Here is a 17625-nt window from a genome sequence, read left to right as displayed (position 1 = left end):
AAATTATTATTTACGGAGATACCCCTTTACTTCCAGTGGAAACTAAATTTTTATAATTCTTCTTTTATATTAATTAAAATTTTTATAAAATCCCATTATTCTATCTTTTTTTAACTATATAAATTTTTCCTCTAATTTAATTCATTTGAGCAATCAAAAACACATATGATAAACATGATCTTATATTTCAACTAAAACATGCAATTTAGAATAAAGCTTAATTAACCTTTGTTTTGTTATAATAGTACAAATTAATTTCCTTTTAATTTGATTTTATTAATTAAAGTAAATCTCCAGTGGAAACAAAGGGGTGGGAGAAATATATAAAAAGGATGGTCATAACATAGAATAGTAGAGTGATACAATTGAATGATGACGAAACACCTTTGAAGTACGATGCAAATACAAAAGCCAAGAATTTTTCTGAAGTTTCTGATAAAGATGAGCTCCAATATACTATTGCTTCAACTGTAGAAGATTTTGTTTCAAATAAACAATCATCACTTGATGATTTGTTTGACGAACTTCTTTTATCAAATTCTATCTTTAAAAATAAAGAAGTTTTGCGACATTCTTATACCCCAGACATATTGCCACATAGAAAAAATGAAATAGAAAAACTTGCTGCAATTTTGGTATCTGCCCTTAAAGGAGAGACACCTTCAAACATATTTGTTTATGGTAAAACTGGAACTGGCAAAACTGTTGTAGTAAAATACGTTGGAAATGGCCTTGTTAAAAAAGTTGGTGGTAAGGCTTTTTTGAAAACATCTCCAACAATTGATTGTAATACAGGCCTTCCGAAACCAGATCTTTGTTCAAATATGAAGATGGACATGCCAATTACTTTTATTTATATTAATTGTGAAGTTGTTGATACACAATATAGGCTTTTATCAAAATTATCTGAATACTTTGGTCAGTCAGTTCCTTTAACGGGTTGGCCAACTGATAAAATTTATGATGTTTTCTCTCAAAGTCTTGATAGTGAAAAGAAACTTGTTATTATTATTCTTGATGAAGTTGACCAGCTCCTCAAAAAAGGAGGGGATGATGTTCTTTATAATTTAACGAGAATTAATGGGGACTTGGAAAATGCTAAGGTTAGCATAATCGGCATTTCAAATGATTTGAAATTTATTGAGTTTTTGGATCCTAGGGTGAAGAGCTCTCTTGGTGAAGAAGAAATCATATTTCCACCATATGACGCTCCACAACTTATGGATATCTTGGAGGACAGGTCAAAAATTTCTTTTAATGAGTCGGTAATTAATCCTGGTGTAATCCCTCTTTGCGCTGCTTTTGCTGCTCAAGAACATGGAGATGCACGAAGAGCCCTTGACCTATTAAGAACTGCTGGTGAAATAGCAGAAAGACAGAATGCTAAAAAAGTTACAGAGCCCCACGTCAGAGTTGCAAAGGATAGAATCGAACAGGATAGAATATCTGAAGTAATTAAAACACTTCCAACTCAATCAAAACTTATACTCTATTCTGTATACCTTCTTGAAAAATACATGCCTGGAGAAATTATCACAGGGGATGTTTTCAACATATACAAGGATTTAAGTAACATCTTAAAAATTGACATACTTACTCAAAGAAGGGTATCTGATTTAATATCTGAGCTTGATATGCTTGGGATATTAAATGCTAAAGTTGTAAGCAAGGGGAGATATGGGAGGACAAGAGAAATATCCTTAGGTGTCCCGCCAACTCAGATTAAATCCCTACTTGAAAATGACTTTAAAATCAAGAAAGTATCTGGATATATCCCGCCAATTCAACACAGGCTTATATAGATTAATTAAAAAGAAAAAGTAAATTATTTGATATTTACTTTTAATGCCTTTTCTTTTTCTTCTGTTTTCTTCATTATAATCTCAAGTACGCCATTGTCAAATTTGGCTTCAGTTTCTTCAGGCTTAATTCCCGAAGGCAAGGGAATTGATCTGTAAAAGCCCTGATACCTTCTTTCTTGAAAGAAATATCCTTTTTTCTCGTCCTCTTCTTTCTTTTCATAATTCTTTTCGGCTTTTATTTCAATTGAGTCTTCTGTTACTTTTATGTCAATGTCGTCTTTTGTAATACCTGGCATTTCTAGCTCCATTATAAATTCATTTTCATTTTCTTTTAAGTCTGTCAAAGGTCTTCTATATCTAACTACTTCTCCTTCTTTTGATTCGCCTGGGCTCAATAAGGGAGTTCTTCTCCAAAATTCAGGAAAAGCCCTCTCAATTTCTTCCTGCATTTTTCTCATATCTTCCATAATATCAAACCAACTCATTTAACTCACCTCTTGTATTTCCTAAACTATATGTTAACCTAACTTTAAGTATATAAATCTTTCGCTTTCAATTTTTATTAGTGTATTTGTACTAATTAATAATTTAATGAGAGAATAGATATATTATATAATATGTGATAAATAATTCACGGAAATTATTATAAATATTAATGCTTTGTGTTTTTTTATGGATGAAAAATCTTCTACAAATAATGGTGCGTCGTGTTCAACTACAGGATGCCCCCTCTATGTACTAGAGACGGTATGATACTAGCTGGGATAGGTTTAGCAGTGGCATTTCTGATGCCGCCGCCATTTGGTTTTTTAGGATTTATAATACTAGGATTAGCCTATTTTCTGCCATCAATTAAAGCTAAAATCAAAAAATAATCTTAATTAATCTTTTTTATTCAGATGGGAACTGATTTGCAAACTGGTATAGTACAATAGGCCACCAATTAATATTTTCGCTGTCCATATCCTTTCCATAACCTATACCGTTTCTAACAATTATCAAATTTTTTTCAGGTGATACATAGATATATTGTCCGTGATTTCCGGCAGCATAAAAATCATAACTTGTATCCTCCCTCTGTATGCCCCACCACATAAGAGAGTAATATCCAAAATAATCTTTGAAAAATGTTTTATCTGGATAATAGTTTTTATCTTCAGGAAAATAAGGTGCTGTAGATGCCACTACCCACCCTGAGGGGATAAGCTGTTTCCCATTCCAATTTCCCTTTCTTAGATATAATCTTCCAAATTTTGCAAAATCTATTGCCTTGCAATTTATTCCGCTTTCCATCTTCTCAAAATCATTTGCGTCTATGCTCCATGAGCCGTCAAACTCCATCCCAACAGGCTTCCATATCTTTTCTTCTATGTATTCTGATACTGTACTATTTGTAGATCTCTCGATAATCATTCCTAGAAAAAGTGGGTTATAATTATTGTATAAGAATTTCTCACCTGGGCTCTCTTCAATTTTAGTTTTTTCTAGAGCTAACTTCCTCAAGTTGGGGGCATAATAAGTATAGATGTCATCGGGCGGTTCGTTATATTCCAATCCTGATGACATGTGTAGAAGATCAATTATTTTTATCTCACTAAATCTTATATCTCGCTCCTTTAATTCAGGGAGATAATCTGTTATGGGGTCATATAAAGATTTGATATATCCTTCATCAATTGCAATACCTATTAGCGCCGATACAAATGATTTAGCAACAGAAAATGACGTGACAGTTGATTCTCGGGTATAACCATTATAATACCTCTCAAATATTATATTATCTTTGTAGATTACAATAAATGATGTCGTATCTGTTTTTTCAAGGAACTCATCCAAGTCCCCTATCTCATTATCTCCGTATTTGACCTCGGCAAAACGACTCTTTACAACACTCTCTAAGTTATTTTCACCAAATTTGAATATTGGCCCTTCATTAGAAAACTCATTATATGGAAAAGCTTTGTAATGATTTACGTTGGCAGGCCCATATCTTAACACCCTTCCTATTGTGGTATTAGAGTAGCTTAAGACAAAAAATACCAGAACAAGAAAAACTAAAATAATCAGTTTTTGTCTCTTTTTGAACATATTATTCATTTCCAAATTTTAAAGGTTTTAGTTAAAGATATTTAAAAATCTATCTCACTAAAGTATTAAGCCCAAACCGATTGATAACCTTTTAATATTGAAATAATATTATCATTTGTGGTAAAATGAGTGAAGATTTGAACAAACTTGCGCTTAAATATGCTCTTATTAACGCCTTTCAATACGGGGGCACTCCAAATTCTAAGGCCGTTACCGGAAAAATCATGGCTGAAATGCCTGAGGTAAGAAAGCAGGCAAAAGATGTAATTTTAGCTGTGGAAGAAGCTATTAATCAAATTTCAAAAATGTCTAACAAAGATATTGAAAATAAATTAAGAGAAGTATACCCTGAACACTTTTTAGAAAAACCAAAGGAAAAAGAAGCTCCCAAAGTGCTCCCTCCACTCGATGGTGCAGAGATGGGAAAGGTAGTGACAAGGCTTCCGCCAGAGCCAAATGGGTATCCTCATATAGGGCATGGCATGTCATTTTACTTCAATTATTATTATGCTAAAAAATACGATGGTAAAGTTATTCTAAGATTTGACGATACCAATCCTAAGAAGGAAAAACTTGAGTACTACGATGCCATAAAACAAGATCTAAAATGGCTCAAAATAACTTGGGATGAAGAGCGAAACATGTCTGATGACATGCAACTTTACTATAAGTATGCTTTAGATCTTATTAACATGGGAAAGGCCTACGTCTGCAACTGTGATTCAGAATATGTATCTAAGCTTAGATATGACTCAAAGGATTGCCCATGCGTTTCAAACTCAGTTCAAGATAATCTCTCTCTTTGGAAGGAGATGGAAACAGCGGAGGAGGGGAAATATTCTCTCAGACTCAAAGGGGATATGACTTCCAAGAATACAGTCATGCGAGATCCAACTATGATGAGAGTTGTTGACCACCCTCACCCGATACAAGGTGACAAATACAGGCTATGGCCAGTTTATGACTTTGCTTGCGCAATTGAAGATTCTGTGCTTGGTGTAACACATGTACTTAGAAGCAATGAATTTGCATTAAGAATAGAATTACAGGATTATATCCGGGGGCTCCTAAATTTAAGAAATCCGAAAATAATTGAATATTCAAGATTCACCGTCAAAGGAGCGCCTACTTCTAAAAGACTAATTAGACCTTTAATAGAAGAACATGTGGTATCTGGATGGGACGACCCACGACTTGTAACAATTCGTGGCCTTAAAAGAAGAGGCATAACTCCAGAAGCTATTCATATGGTCGCAGAGGAGATTGGACTTTCAAAATCAGAACCAGAAATTGATTGGTCCCTTATAGAATCACTCAACAGGAAGGTAATAGATTCAACATCTGATAGATACTATTTTGTCTCAGACCCTAAATCTCTTGAGGTTATTGATGCTTCTTACCAGACTATCCAATTAAAGCGCCACCCAGATTTTGATAGAGGTTTTAGAGATGTTCATATAACAGATAAATTTTTCATATCTGGAAATGATTTCGCGGGTATAACTAATGGGCAAATACTCAGATTAAAAGATCTATTCAATATTTTCATAATAGATACTACCCCTAATTCGATTAAAGCTATGCACACAGACGAAAAAATCTCTAAAGATGAACTTTCTAAAATAAAAAAGATTCAGTGGGTATCCGACAAAAATGTGAAAGTATCAGTTATAGTACCTGGAATCTTATACGAAGGGGAGGATATCAATCCAAATTCTCTTACTACGATAAACGGTTATGGGGAAGAAGGTATTGCCAACCTAAAAGTAGATGACATTGTGCAATTTGAACGCTTTGGATTTGTAAGAGTTGACAAGATAGACCTCAGTGGAGTTACTGTCATTCTGACCCACAAATAAGGTGAGTTATGGATTTTAAAGAAGCCTCTCTGAGGGAGAGGAAGATATACTACCATGAAGAATGGAAAGAAAAAGATGTTCCCGATTTTATAGTCGAGCGGATAACTGAAAGGGAATTTGCTTTCGACCACGACGGTAATGGATATAATGATAGATACAAAGGCTTTGAAAATGTTAGTCTGTTTTCAGATTTTTTAATTAAGAATTTTCCATATGCCGTCTGCACAAGCGTTTCATATTATTCAAAACCTAAAAACAGAGAAGACTGGAAGGGCGCCGAACTAGTTTTTGATATAGATGCCAAAGACTTAACAGTCAAAAGTTGTGACTGTAAAGAAGGGCACGTTTGTGAAAAATGTTTGTCTGAAGCTAAAGAAATTGTTTTAAAAATAAGAGACACAATGATTGGAGATTTGGGCATAAAACAATTAGTCCTTGTATATTCTGGCAGGGGGTACCACTTGAGGGTAGTAGATAAAGAGGTACTTCCACTAGAGAGAAGATCAGAAATACTTGAATATGTCACAGGCTCTAAGAGACCAAAAGACCTTTTTTTATCTCATGGATATCCTGCTGTTTACAGAAAAATGTTTACCTTGACTTTTAATAAAATGAAGGAAAAAGATCTCCCTTTTAGTAAAAATATTGTTGATACTCTTCTCGTAGAAAAAGAATCAATTTTATCGAAGCTAAATACTTACCATGCCGATTTTCTAGATATTAAAGGTATAGGGGATAAGACAAAAAATGAATTTTTGGGCCATATAGAGCGAATAAATGCATCTTTAGTCGACGGGAAGGTTACTGTCGATGTAAAAAGAATATTGAGGCTGCCTTCCACGCTTCACTCTAAAGTTTCTATGAAATGTGTCGAAATAAAGGATATTGAAAATTTTGATCCATTAAAACAAGCTGTTCCAAAGTTCGTTTTAGAGAGAAAAGATTAGATTTACCAAAAGCCTTTAAAACATTTATAGTTATTGACTTCATGGTTTCCGAGGTGCCCGAAGACTACAATCCTGTTTCTTTAGAAACAAAAATACTAGAGGACTGGAATGACATAGATATCTATGCCAAATTAAAGCAGTTAAGATCAAATGGCCCTAAATATTTCTTTCTAGATGGGCCACCCTACATGAACGGAATGCCACATATAGGTCATGCTAGGACAAGGGCTTTGAGAGATCCCGTCTTAAAATATAAATCAATGAATGGGTACAATGTATGGCATCAACCAGGATTTGATATGCATGGGCTTCCTATTGAGGTAAAAATTGAGGAGTTATTAGGCACCAAAACAAAGAGTGATATTGAAAAAATAGGAACAGAAATTTTCATAAAATCATGTAAAGAAAGGGGCTTATCATTCCTTAAAATATGGATTGATTTTTACAAGAGATTTGGAATGATAGGTGATTTTGAAAATCCTTACATGACATTATCTAATTCATACATAGAGGCCTCTTGGTATTTCTTTAAGAAAGCTTGGGAAAAAAATCTTTTGTATAAAGGCAAGGCCACAGTTGCCTGGTGTCCGAGATGTGAAACGCCACTCTCCGGCTATGAGTCAACTGATGAGTACAAAGATGTAGAAGATGACTCAATTTATGTTAAATTCCCCTTAGTTGACAGAAAAGATGAATATATTATTATATGGACAACAACTCCATGGACTATTCCAGCAAATGTAGCTGTTGCAGTAAATCCAAAGTATGATTACGTTAGGGTAAAAGCAGGAAATGAAGTATGGATAGTTGCAAAGGAGCTTTTGGATAAACTAATGACCTTGTTTGAAATTGATGATTATCAAATTATTGAAACTTTGAAAGGAGAGGCTCTATTAGGCCTTAAATATAGGCATATATTTGATGATGATGTACCCGTACACAAACAGTTCAAAGAGCCAAATGCACATACAATTATTCTTACAAATTATGTAACATTGGAGGATGGTACAGGTTGTGTACACACAGCTCCAGGGCACGGGCCTGATGACTACAGTGCCGGGGTAGAATTTAAGCTTCCAATATTTTCACCTGTAAACGAGACCGGAAACTTCACAGAAGAAGCTGGAAAGTATAAGGGCATCTATATCAAAGAAGCCAATGATTTAATCATTGATGATATTGAAGACAAAGGCTTCCTTGTCTTTAGAGATTCTATCTTCCACAGATACGCTCACTGTTGGAGATGTAAATCTCCTTTGTTATATAGGGCTTCTGACCAGTGGTTCGTAAAGGTAGAGGCTATCAAAGATCAGATATTAATAGAAAATAAGAAAGTAAAATGGGTACCCGATTGGGCAGGTGAAAAGAGGTTTCACAATTGGATTGAAGGTGCAAGGGATTGGTGTATTTCAAGACAGAGGTTCTGGGGCATACCTTTACCTATATGGGAATGCACATGTGGAAACATTACTGTTGTTTCTTCTATTGATGAGATAAAATCTTTAGGGGGAAAGGTTCCAGAGGACCTGCATAAACCATATATCGATGAAGTTTCTCTAAACTGCCCTAAATGTTCTGAAAAGATGAAGCGTGTTCCTGATATAGCGGATGTCTGGTTTGATTCAGGAGCTTCAACATGGAGTTCTCTAGGATACCCTCAAAACACTGAGAAATTCAATGAACTTTTTCCAATGGACTTCATAACAGAGGGGCTTGATCAGACCCGAGGTTGGTTTTATACATTAATGCTTGAAAGCTTCATAGTTTTTGACAGGGCACCATACAATCAAGTTTTGATGAATGATTTCGTCTTGGATCAATTTGGGCAGAAGATGTCAAAATCACTTGGAAATGTAGTTGATCCAAAGGATGTCATAGCAAAATATGGTGCAGATGTCACAAGATTCTACTTACTATGGGAGATTGCACCTTGGGATAAATTAAAGTTTAACTGGGAGAATGTTGAAAGTATTTACAGAACCTTTAACATATTATGGAATGCCTATAAGTTTGTTACCCTTTACATGTCTCTTGATAAATTTGATGTCAATACACCCCTAAAAGATGTAAAAAAATACCTAAAAGACGAGGATAGGTGGATACTCTCAAGAATTAATACTCTTACAAAAGAAGTTGAAGATAACTTTGATACACTTGATTTACATTATATACCTAGAAAAATAAAGGAATTCATCTTAGAAGACCTTTCAAGATGGTATATCCGTCTTGTAAGAGAAAGAATGTGGCTTGAGGGTGACGACAAGGAAAAGATAAGTGCTTACGTTACTTCATTTTATGTATTCAAGAGATTATCAAAGCTATTAGCACCTGTATCCCCTTTTATTTCTGAAGCCATATACAAAAACTTTGTCGGGGAATCCTCAATCCATCTTTCAGACTGGGACGTACATGACTCTTCATTAATTGATTCCGAGTTGGAATCAAACATGTCCATACTTAGAAACATAATTGAGGGTACTCTTCACGCCAGACAAAAAGCTGGCATTAAACTAAGATGGCCGATTTCGAAGGCCATAGTTGAAACTCAAGATGAGAATGTGAAAAGAGCTGTTCAATCCTTATCTGGCATAATGAAGAAACAGATTAATGTTAAAGAGATAGTAATTGGTGAAGTAATACAGGAGCTTGAGATACTTCCAAATCATAAATCAATTGGCCCTAAATTTAAGGGAGATGCAAAAAAAGTTGTTGAGCTACTAAAGACTCATAATCCTTGTCTTATAAAATCTGGATTTGAAAAGGACGGCTTCTTCAATGTCGATGGATTTGAAATATCTCCTGAAGATGTTAACTTTAATTATCTTATACCTCAAGGGTACGAATTAAGCGAGTTTGAGAATGGAAGAGTCTACCTTTACACAGTAATTACAGAAGAACTGAAGTCTGAGGCCATAGCAAGAGAAGTTATACGAAGAATACAGGAAATGAGAAAACAGGCAAATCTAAATGTAGAGGAATACATCAACTCTTACGTTGAATCTAGCTTTGAATCGGACTTAAAGAATCATGAAGACTACATTAAGAGAGAAACAAGAAGCAAAATCTTACTTTTTTCCAAAGATAATAACTATATTGATAAAGAATGGGAAATAGACGGCGATAAATTCCTGATTGGAATCAAAAAACTGAATTAACATAGGTATGTTTGAATGTTTTACTTCTTCTCTATTTCTAAGCTACACTATATCTTATAATCTCAATTTTTTTAAAGGGGTATAACTAAGTTTTTTATATCAATATGAATACACTGGTTTGATATCATGCCCGCAAATGTTACCCCTGAATACCTAAAGGCAGAAGACGCATATAAATCTGCTAAATCTCCCAAAGAAAGACTAGTTGCTCTCGAACTTATGCTTAGTACTATTCCCAAACACAAGGGTACAGAAAAGATGCAGCTTCAGATAAAAAGAAATTTATCAAAACTAAAAAAGGAAGTCGAAAAGGAAAAGGAACTTAAGAAGGGCGGTTCTGGAGGGGCTAGTTTTTTTGTTAGGAAAGAAGGTGCAGCTCAAGTTGCTTTAGCAGGACTTCCAAATTCAGGGAAATCAACAATTTTAAACAAACTTACAGGAAAAGATGTTGATATTGGGCATTACGCTTTCACTACAGTTAAGCCGACACCCGCAATGCTTCAATACAAAGGTATACAGATACAGCTTGTTGACATGCCTGGTTTAATTGAAGGAGTTTCTCTTGGTAAGGGTATGGGCGGCCCATTGATTAGTGCAATAAGAGCCGTCGATGCAATAGTAATTCTAGTTGATTTGTCAGTTGATCCTGTAAAAGACCTTGAACTAATATTAAAAGAACTTGAGGCTAAAGGCTTGAGGATTAATAAAAAAGTTCCCAACATAGAAATCCAAAAAATCCCAACTGGGGGCATTGAAATAATTGGTGAGAATTTTTTAGTTGAATGCAATTCCCAAGACGTTAAAAAAATCCTTCAAGAAGAAAGAGTTCACAATGCCATAATAACTATAAAAGAGCCTGTCACTTTAACTGATATATTTGAAGTCTTGGATAGCTCTTTAGAATATAAAAAAGCTATTATAATTGGAACTAAGGGTGATTTGCCTGGGAGTAAAGAAGGCCTGGAAAGACTCAAGATACATGTAACTAATTTCAAAGTTATCCCAGTTTCTGCAATTAACAATGTTAACCTTGATATCTTGCCCTTTGAAATATTTTCTATTTTAGGAATTATTAGGGTATACACACGTTCTCCAGGTAGAGAAATTGACAACGAGGCCATGCCAATGAAAATAGACTCCACGGCCCTCGATGCAGCCAAAAAAGTTCATAAGAATCTCTACAAAAACTTCAAGTTTGCCAGGGTTTGGGGAGATTCAGCAAAATTTGACGGTCAGAGGGTAGGGCCAGAGCATGTATTACGGGACGGAGACATCATAGAAATCCACATCTGATTCCTTTATTAATCTACCAAATAAGATTGGTGTAATTATTATAGAAAGCAACGTAACTATTACTATTGATGAGTATAAGTCACTTGATATAACGCCGTTAGAGAATCCATACCTTACAATTGCAAGCTCTAGAGATCCTCGACCACACATTCCCACTCCAACGAGAAGTGAATTTCTGTTGTCTATCTTGCAAAGTTTACTGGCTAAACCGCATCCTATTATCTTTCCTCCCATTGCGCCTAAGAATAATAAAATTATGAGTGGAATATTTATCTGAGTATTTTCTCGATTAAACAAAAGCCCGATATACACAAAAAATAGTGGCATAAATAAAAATCTCATTAATGTATTCATCTCACTAGTTACCTCATTAAATCTAATCCTAAAAGATAACATTGGGTCTTCTTTTTCCTTTATTCTGCTTAGCACAAGGCCGGCAAGGAATGAACCAATGACTTCATGGAGCCCTATAAAAGAAGCGAAAAGAGCGAAAACTAGCGTGAAAATGAATACAATCATAATGGACTGGTGTTGGTCGCCTTCAACTAAATATTTCACAATCCTTCGACCTTTTGAAGATATCAAAAATTCACTTATCAGAATAGTAATTACAAAAAAGATGACAATTTTTAGGGTTACGTTTCCTATATCTACTAGATTAAACGTTGATTGATTAAGCGTAATTGTTGACAACAATCCAACTAGATATATGGCAATTATATCATCAAAAAAAGAGGCTCCAAGGAGGATATGGGATACATTCTGATTGCTTTCATTTGCTACCATCCCCCCTATAATTTCAACAGCAGTGTTTGTTAGAATTATTCCAACAAATAAGGAAGGAATTAATCCAAATCCTAAAAACCAAGGTACTGAAAAGCATAGAACAAAAGATGTAATGACGCCGAATATCCCAATAATAATTGCTGTATACTTGGCCTTTAATAGTTCCTTATATTCACTTGTAAGCCCAGCATAAAGCATTATCACTAAAAGCCCGATATCGGCAAGAACTTCTATTTCTTTGCCTGGATAAATTATCCCCAATAAAAATGGCCCAAATGCTATACCACAAATGACATGACCTACAATACTAGAAATATTTTTCCTCTCTGCTATATCTCCAAATATCTTTGCAAATAAAAATATCAACAAAATATTGGTAAGGTCAATCATCTAATACCTCTTTTATAGCCTTTCCAAGAGCTTTCTTTAATATATTTATATCTCCTTTTTTATAACAAACTGGGAGATTGAAAATCTCAGAAAACTCTTTACACCTTTCATAATAAATCTCTTTGTCCCCAAAATCTAAATCTACCGCAACAGTTCTTTTGTATCCTGTTTTGTCAAATACAAGCTTCATTTTATTGATGTCAAAGGACCCCACAGTCTCGCATGATAACTCTCTCCAATATTTTGCCCAGCCGTATGTCATAAACCATGTACCAGGTTCCTCATTTATAGTTTCTATGTAGCCGTTTCTTGATCCGATCAGTGCACAAACACAATCATCGACAATTTCACCTTCATTATCTTTTAATATAACAACTGGAACTTCTACCTTGCTTTCTTTCATTAAAGCTACAACATCTCCAAGAGAATTCCCGCAAAGTCCAAAAAACACTACGAGGTAATCTACATGTTTTTCTAAATCTTTTGCCGCTGATGCCACTTCTTTTTTTATCAACGGAGGATCTACATGCAAGGCAAGCGGGAGTAGGTACAAAATCACTTCAACGTCATTTTCTCTCTTCAAAAATTTCACAGAACATAACTCTCTTACTATCCTAAATTTTTCAGGAGGGAGATTTTTGGTAGCTATATCCTGAAATGCTTTAGAGGCTTCATTATTATAAATCAATATTTTGTCTATTTCAGGGAAACTCCCAAGTATTTCTAATAATTCATCCTCGAATATCTGGCATACTACAATTCCTATTCTTTTCATGAGGATCTATCCCCTAACCCACCTTAATACTTCGTTAAAACTGGGCTTTGTACCATATCTCAATATGCCTATTTTGAATATTTTTGATGCAATTTTTACTGACACTATCAGAGAAATAGAGAGAATGAGTAATGAGATGATTATGTCAACCACTGGAACCTCAGAAAGCAGAATCCTCATCATCATTATCGTTGGAATAAAAGGAGGTGCCATACCAAGTAATCTTATGAACGCCATATTTGGATTCTGGACTATTCCAAAAAACAATAATAGAGGTATAAAAACTAAAAACGATACCAATGCAGATATCTGCTGAGAGTCTCTAGTACTAGTTGAGATAGAACCGATTATTGCAAATATTGACGAATAGAACAGGTATCCCAAAACGAAGAATACCATAATTAAGATGCCTTTCTCGAGAGAAACTAAGGGAATTTTTAAGAATGAAGTAATGACTACTATTCCACTCATCCAAATACTAACCTGTAATATACCTAAACCCCCTAAGCCCAAAATCTTTCCTGAAAGAAGTTCATTAGACGATATTGTGGAAAGTAAAACTTCAACTACCTTGTTTTCTTTTTCTTCGATTATTCCATTTAGGAGATACCCCCCTGCATTCATAATCGACATGAACAAAAATAGTGGAAGAAGGTAATTCCCAACAAAAGAAAATGGCGTTTCAACTTCTTCACCTTTCTTAGTTACTGTAATCCTTTCCATTTCAATCGGATTCTTAATTTTTGCTATGATTTCTTTTGAAATGCCCTTTTCTTCAAGGAGGCCTTCGATAACTATGTCAGAGAGTATAGTCTCAAGATTCATATTAGCCGATGAGAATGAAGATAATTGAACTTTTGAATAGTAAGAAACTTTCCCAACTTCCAAAAAATCACTTGGGATTACTATATAGCTGGATATATTATTATTCTCAAGAAGTTGTTTGGCTTCTTCAGCACTTAATAGGTCTTTTATAATATAGTCATTATACCTTTCCTTAAGAATTGGCAAAACAACACCTGTTTCATCGACTACCCCAAGAGTTTCCTTCTCGTGAGATATCGTCTGCATGAAAAATACTGGGATAACCATTGACATTACTAGTATTAAAGGAAGAAGAAAGGTAAGAATAATAAATTCCTTTCTTTTTACATTAGTCAAAAATTCAGTTACTGCAACTATTTTTGTTTTAGATCCCATTTGTCACTACCTCAACAAAGATGCTCTCAAGTGAAGATTCTGATATTTCATACTTAGTTATATCCCCCTTGATCAATAGAACCTTCAAAAGATCATTATAATTAGTATCTTTTCTTAATTCTATCTCAGCTTTGTTACCCTCAAAATAAACATTTTGTATAATGTCTATATCTTCAAGTTTTGTTATTTTATTCCTAAACTCAACAGAAACAAAATTTTTTGAATATTTCTTTTTTATTTCTTCTAGCGACCCATCAATTAATTTTACCCCTTTGTTGATTAAAAATATATGATCGCAAAGTCTTTCAGCTTCATTCATCTGATGAGTAGAAAAAATTATTGTTTTCCCCGATTCCTTCAACGAATAAATGATTTCCTTCATATTCCTTGTGTTGATTGGGTCAAGCCCCATAAACGGCTCATCTAGAATAACAAGGTCTGGATTATTAATTAGAGATACAATAAGCTGAACGTTTTGTTGCATTCCCTTAGAAAGTTCTTCTATCTTGCTATTGGCCCTATCTTTAAGGCCAACTCTATCAAGCCATATCTCTGTATTTTTTCTGGCTTCCTCTAAACTCAATCCTTTAAGTCTTCCAAAATAAAGTAAAAGGTCAGATACCTTGTATTTTCTATAAAGTCCTCTCTCTTCAGGGATATAACCAATCTTTTTCTTACTTTCTTCTGAAAGTTTTTCCCCAAAAACTTGTATGCTTCCCGAATCTGGTTCTATTATCCCCATAATCATTCTGATTGTAGTTGTCTTCCCAGCTCCGTTTGGCCCTAAAAATCCATAAATCTTACCACTCTCGGCAGTAAAAGAAAAATTATTCACCGCTACCCTATCATTATAATTTTTTGTAACATTGTTTAGTTCTATTACCTTCATTTTACTACCTATAATTGTCTATTAATTATTTGGGCCACATTATCTGCATCTTCGGGTATTTTTTTTAATATCGCAACTATGCCCTGAAATGTCTCAGATAAATTATCTTTTTCAGTTTTTTTAATATAATTATTTAACAATGAATCAGATAATTCTTCTGCTTCATTCTTTTTCTTTAGTATTTTCTTAGAAAACCTATCTATTCTATCATTATCTGCATCTTCTATTTTTTTCATCATAAGGTATATTTCCCTTGTAATGCTTTCGTTTGTCTCAACTAATTTTACTAAATCTTTAATTAACTCATTAGAAAATTTCTCTTCTTTTAAATTAACTAGAATGTCTGAAACTGATTTTGTTTTCTGACCTATATTGCCTATGAGAATAGATATTTCACCATATTTCGTTCCATTTGGCCCTAATAACAGAGCTTTATCAAGGTTTTGTTTTAACTTATCTTCGTAAGATCTCGCTTCGTTTTCTAATTCCAAAACTATTTTGCACTTGTCTTTCATTTCTGGTATACATTCTTTTTCTAGAAGCTTTATAGCCTCTTCAAGTGTTATGACTGAATCTTTTACACACTTAATTTGATGATTAAAATCATTAATATACTCTTTTGAAAAAACATTATTGAACAGGTTCATTTGAAGCCCACCATTTCATCAGCCTCTATATATGACTTATTATTCCGTTACATTTATAATTTTAATTAATTTTTAGATGTCTTATGTGATAAGATGGAGATATCAGACTTTAAAATAGCTCAAGATGAAAATGTATACCCTCCTAGTGAAGATTCATATCTATTGATTGAGGCTATAAATCCAAATAATTCCCGAAATGCCCTTGAGATAGGTATAGGAAGCGGTTTTATTTCTCTGCATCTTGCAAAGAAAATAGATACAGTCTTTGGCTGTGACATAAATCCATATTCATTGTTTTTATCTCGTCAAAATGCTTTAGCCAACTCAATAAATAACATTTATCTCTTTTCCTCTAATATTTTTTCTTCTATTAAAACTGGAACTTTATTCGATCTTATAGTGTTCAATCCTCCCTACCTACCTGTTGATTCGCCGCCAAAAAAATTAATTGATTTATCATACCACGGAGGTATCGATGGAGGGGATCACATACGTGCATTCTTGAAGAGCCTAGGGTTATTTTTATCTATCAATGGAACAGCTTATCTACTTCAATCCTCTCTCTATTCATTGGAGAATACTACCGATTATTTGGATAATAATAATTTTAAATATAACATTAAAAAAACATTAAAATTAGATTTTGAGACCTTATATGTTCTTGAAATCAGCTTTTTCAAAAATAACAAATTTTAGCCCTAAACTTTCATAGATAACTTCTACATCGGGTAATTTTTTGAAATAAAGAAGATGAGATTTACAGCCTTTGTTACAATCAGAAGACCCAAATTTGATTACTGGAATCTCGGCACCTTTTTTACTAGCTAGGCTCTTAGAAAGATAATGTTCTTGATTTATTTTAACTTCAGAAGTGATAATTTTGATTATTTTGGCCTTATCGATTAAATAATCTATGTGCCACCTTTTACTCTTTTTTTCTTTTAGATGGTACCTTACCCTACCAAACCCACCAAGAGCGCTACCGTTATAGACATAATACCCTTTTTTGAATAAATAATTTCCTAACTTACCAATTTGTATATATTGATCATTTTCAACTAGTAATATCAATGAGTAGATCCCTTTATGCATTAATTATAGTGTGGAATATTTCTCTATAAACTTATCTTTAAGCGAAATCCATTCTTCAAGCTTTTCAGGTATTTGATCAACATAGTATATTTTTTTATCTCCGGCACTTTCTTTGATGAATTTAACGTTTGAATCATTTAGTAGCTCTTCCACAACCTTGTCCCTATCCATTTTATCGTATCTTTTCATCCATTCTGGCACTTTTTCACCGTAAATCTTATCCATGAATTGGAGATTAATTCTGGAACAATAAACAATTATTTTTTGGCTCTTTCTTTCTAATGATTTCATCTTTAATATATCGATAGCCTCACTTAAAAAAAGACCCAGATCTTCCCAGGAATATACTTTTGTGCCTTCTAGTTCTCCTGTAATCCTGTAGTTTTTATCGAAATAATTTAATAGTGCAACAAGCTGCTTTGGTTCCTTAATAGAAATTTCGTTAGCTTTAATATTACCGTTATAGACAAACGAGAATTTTTTCATATCCCTCAAGTATTCTTTGAACATTTCAGGTAACAATTTAGTCGCAGGTTTGACTACTATTTTTATACCATTTTCTTCGACGTAACTATACACCTGTATCTTCAAATGAACACCAGATATATGAATTGGAATTAGTAATATATAAATTTATATATACAAGTGCATTATTTGTTAATAGAATCTATATATCCTTGAAAGCTAAGATTTATTAATTGA

At 33.8% G+C, this 17625-nt stretch carries 15 protein-coding genes; 6 read left to right on the top strand and 9 right to left on the bottom strand.

Features of this window, described 5'->3' with window-relative positions:
* Positions 1–458: 458 nt before the first annotated feature.
* Positions 459–1802, top strand: a complete 1344-nt coding sequence (locus PLI06_03745; protein HOI76708.1) for an orc1/cdc6 family replication initiation protein — start codon at positions 459–461, stop codon at positions 1800–1802.
* Positions 1803–1825: 23 nt separating this feature from the next.
* On the opposite strand, the gene PLI06_03740 is transcribed toward PLI06_03745, so the two are convergent.
* Entirely contained in the window at positions 1826–2287 is a 462-nt protein-coding gene (locus tag PLI06_03740) for an Hsp20/alpha crystallin family protein (GenBank protein ID HOI76707.1), read from the bottom strand.
* Positions 2288–2693: 406 nt separating this feature from the next.
* Positions 2694–3899: a serine hydrolase gene (locus tag PLI06_03735; protein ID HOI76706.1), complete on the bottom strand. Its 1206-nt coding sequence runs from the start codon at positions 3897–3899 to the stop codon at positions 2694–2696.
* A gap of 116 nt (positions 3900–4015) precedes the next feature.
* On the opposite strand from PLI06_03735, the gene PLI06_03730 reads away from it, so the two are divergent.
* From PLI06_03730 to PLI06_03715, 4 genes are all read left to right on the top strand, one after another.
* Positions 4016–5749 (top strand): glutamate--tRNA ligase, encoded by a 1734-nt coding sequence (locus PLI06_03730; protein HOI76705.1) that lies wholly within the window; start codon positions 4016–4018, stop codon positions 5747–5749.
* 8 nt (positions 5750–5757) lie between these two features.
* Entirely contained in the window at positions 5758–6696 is a 939-nt protein-coding gene (gene priS, locus PLI06_03725) for a DNA primase catalytic subunit PriS (protein HOI76704.1), read from the top strand.
* Between the two features lie 53 nt (positions 6697–6749).
* Entirely contained in the window at positions 6750–9851 is a 3102-nt protein-coding gene (gene ileS, locus PLI06_03720; protein ID HOI76703.1) for an isoleucine--tRNA ligase, read from the top strand.
* Between the two features lie 126 nt (positions 9852–9977).
* Complete coding sequence (locus tag PLI06_03715; protein HOI76702.1) at positions 9978–11144, top strand: 50S ribosome-binding GTPase; 1167 nt, start codon at positions 9978–9980, stop codon at positions 11142–11144.
* Here the strand turns inward: PLI06_03715 and PLI06_03710 are convergent.
* Genes PLI06_03710 through PLI06_03690 form a run of 5 tightly spaced genes read right to left on the bottom strand, consistent with a single transcriptional unit; the run spans position 11109 to position 15831 of the window.
* Entirely contained in the window at positions 11109–12320 is a 1212-nt protein-coding gene (locus PLI06_03710; protein ID HOI76701.1) for a cation:proton antiporter, read from the bottom strand. The genes PLI06_03715 and PLI06_03710 overlap by 36 nt on opposite strands.
* The gene (locus tag PLI06_03705; GenBank protein HOI76700.1) at positions 12313–13095 is read right to left on the bottom strand and encodes a DUF1638 domain-containing protein; all 783 of its coding nucleotides are present in this window, start codon (positions 13093–13095) and stop codon (positions 12313–12315) included. Before PLI06_03705 ends, PLI06_03710 begins: the two co-directional genes overlap by 8 nt.
* Before the next feature lie 6 nt (positions 13096–13101).
* Positions 13102–14295, bottom strand: a complete 1194-nt coding sequence (locus PLI06_03700; GenBank protein ID HOI76699.1) for an ABC transporter permease — start codon at positions 14293–14295, stop codon at positions 13102–13104.
* Positions 14285–15184: an ATP-binding cassette domain-containing protein gene (locus PLI06_03695; protein ID HOI76698.1), complete on the bottom strand. Its 900-nt coding sequence runs from the start codon at positions 15182–15184 to the stop codon at positions 14285–14287. The genes PLI06_03700 and PLI06_03695 overlap by 11 nt, the downstream gene beginning before the upstream one ends.
* A gap of 8 nt (positions 15185–15192) precedes the next feature.
* Entirely contained in the window at positions 15193–15831 is a 639-nt protein-coding gene (locus PLI06_03690; protein HOI76697.1) for a hypothetical protein, read from the bottom strand.
* Positions 15832–15924: 93 nt separating this feature from the next.
* Here PLI06_03690 and PLI06_03685 point away from each other — a divergent pair, with 93 nt between their 5' ends.
* Positions 15925–16527 carry a methyltransferase gene (locus PLI06_03685; GenBank protein ID HOI76696.1) on the top strand — a complete coding sequence of 201 codons (603 nt, stop codon included), beginning with the start codon at positions 15925–15927 and terminating at the stop codon, positions 16525–16527.
* Here PLI06_03685 and PLI06_03680 read toward each other — a convergent pair.
* Together PLI06_03680 and PLI06_03675 are read right to left on the bottom strand one after the other, a co-directional pair.
* Positions 16483–16923 carry a GIY-YIG nuclease family protein gene (locus PLI06_03680; GenBank protein HOI76695.1) on the bottom strand — a complete coding sequence of 147 codons (441 nt, stop codon included), beginning with the start codon at positions 16921–16923 and terminating at the stop codon, positions 16483–16485. The genes PLI06_03685 and PLI06_03680 overlap by 45 nt on opposite strands.
* Positions 16924–16926: 3 nt before the next feature.
* Entirely contained in the window at positions 16927–17514 is a 588-nt protein-coding gene (locus PLI06_03675; protein ID HOI76694.1) for a hypothetical protein, read from the bottom strand.
* Positions 17515–17625 lie beyond the last annotated feature (111 nt).

The sequence above is a fragment of the Methanofastidiosum sp. genome (assembly GCA_035362715.1).
Classification (GTDB): domain Archaea; phylum Methanobacteriota_B; class Thermococci; order Methanofastidiosales; family Methanofastidiosaceae; genus Methanofastidiosum.
Note: the sequence above shows the minus strand (reverse complement) of the source record. Positions and strands in the feature narration are given on the sequence as shown.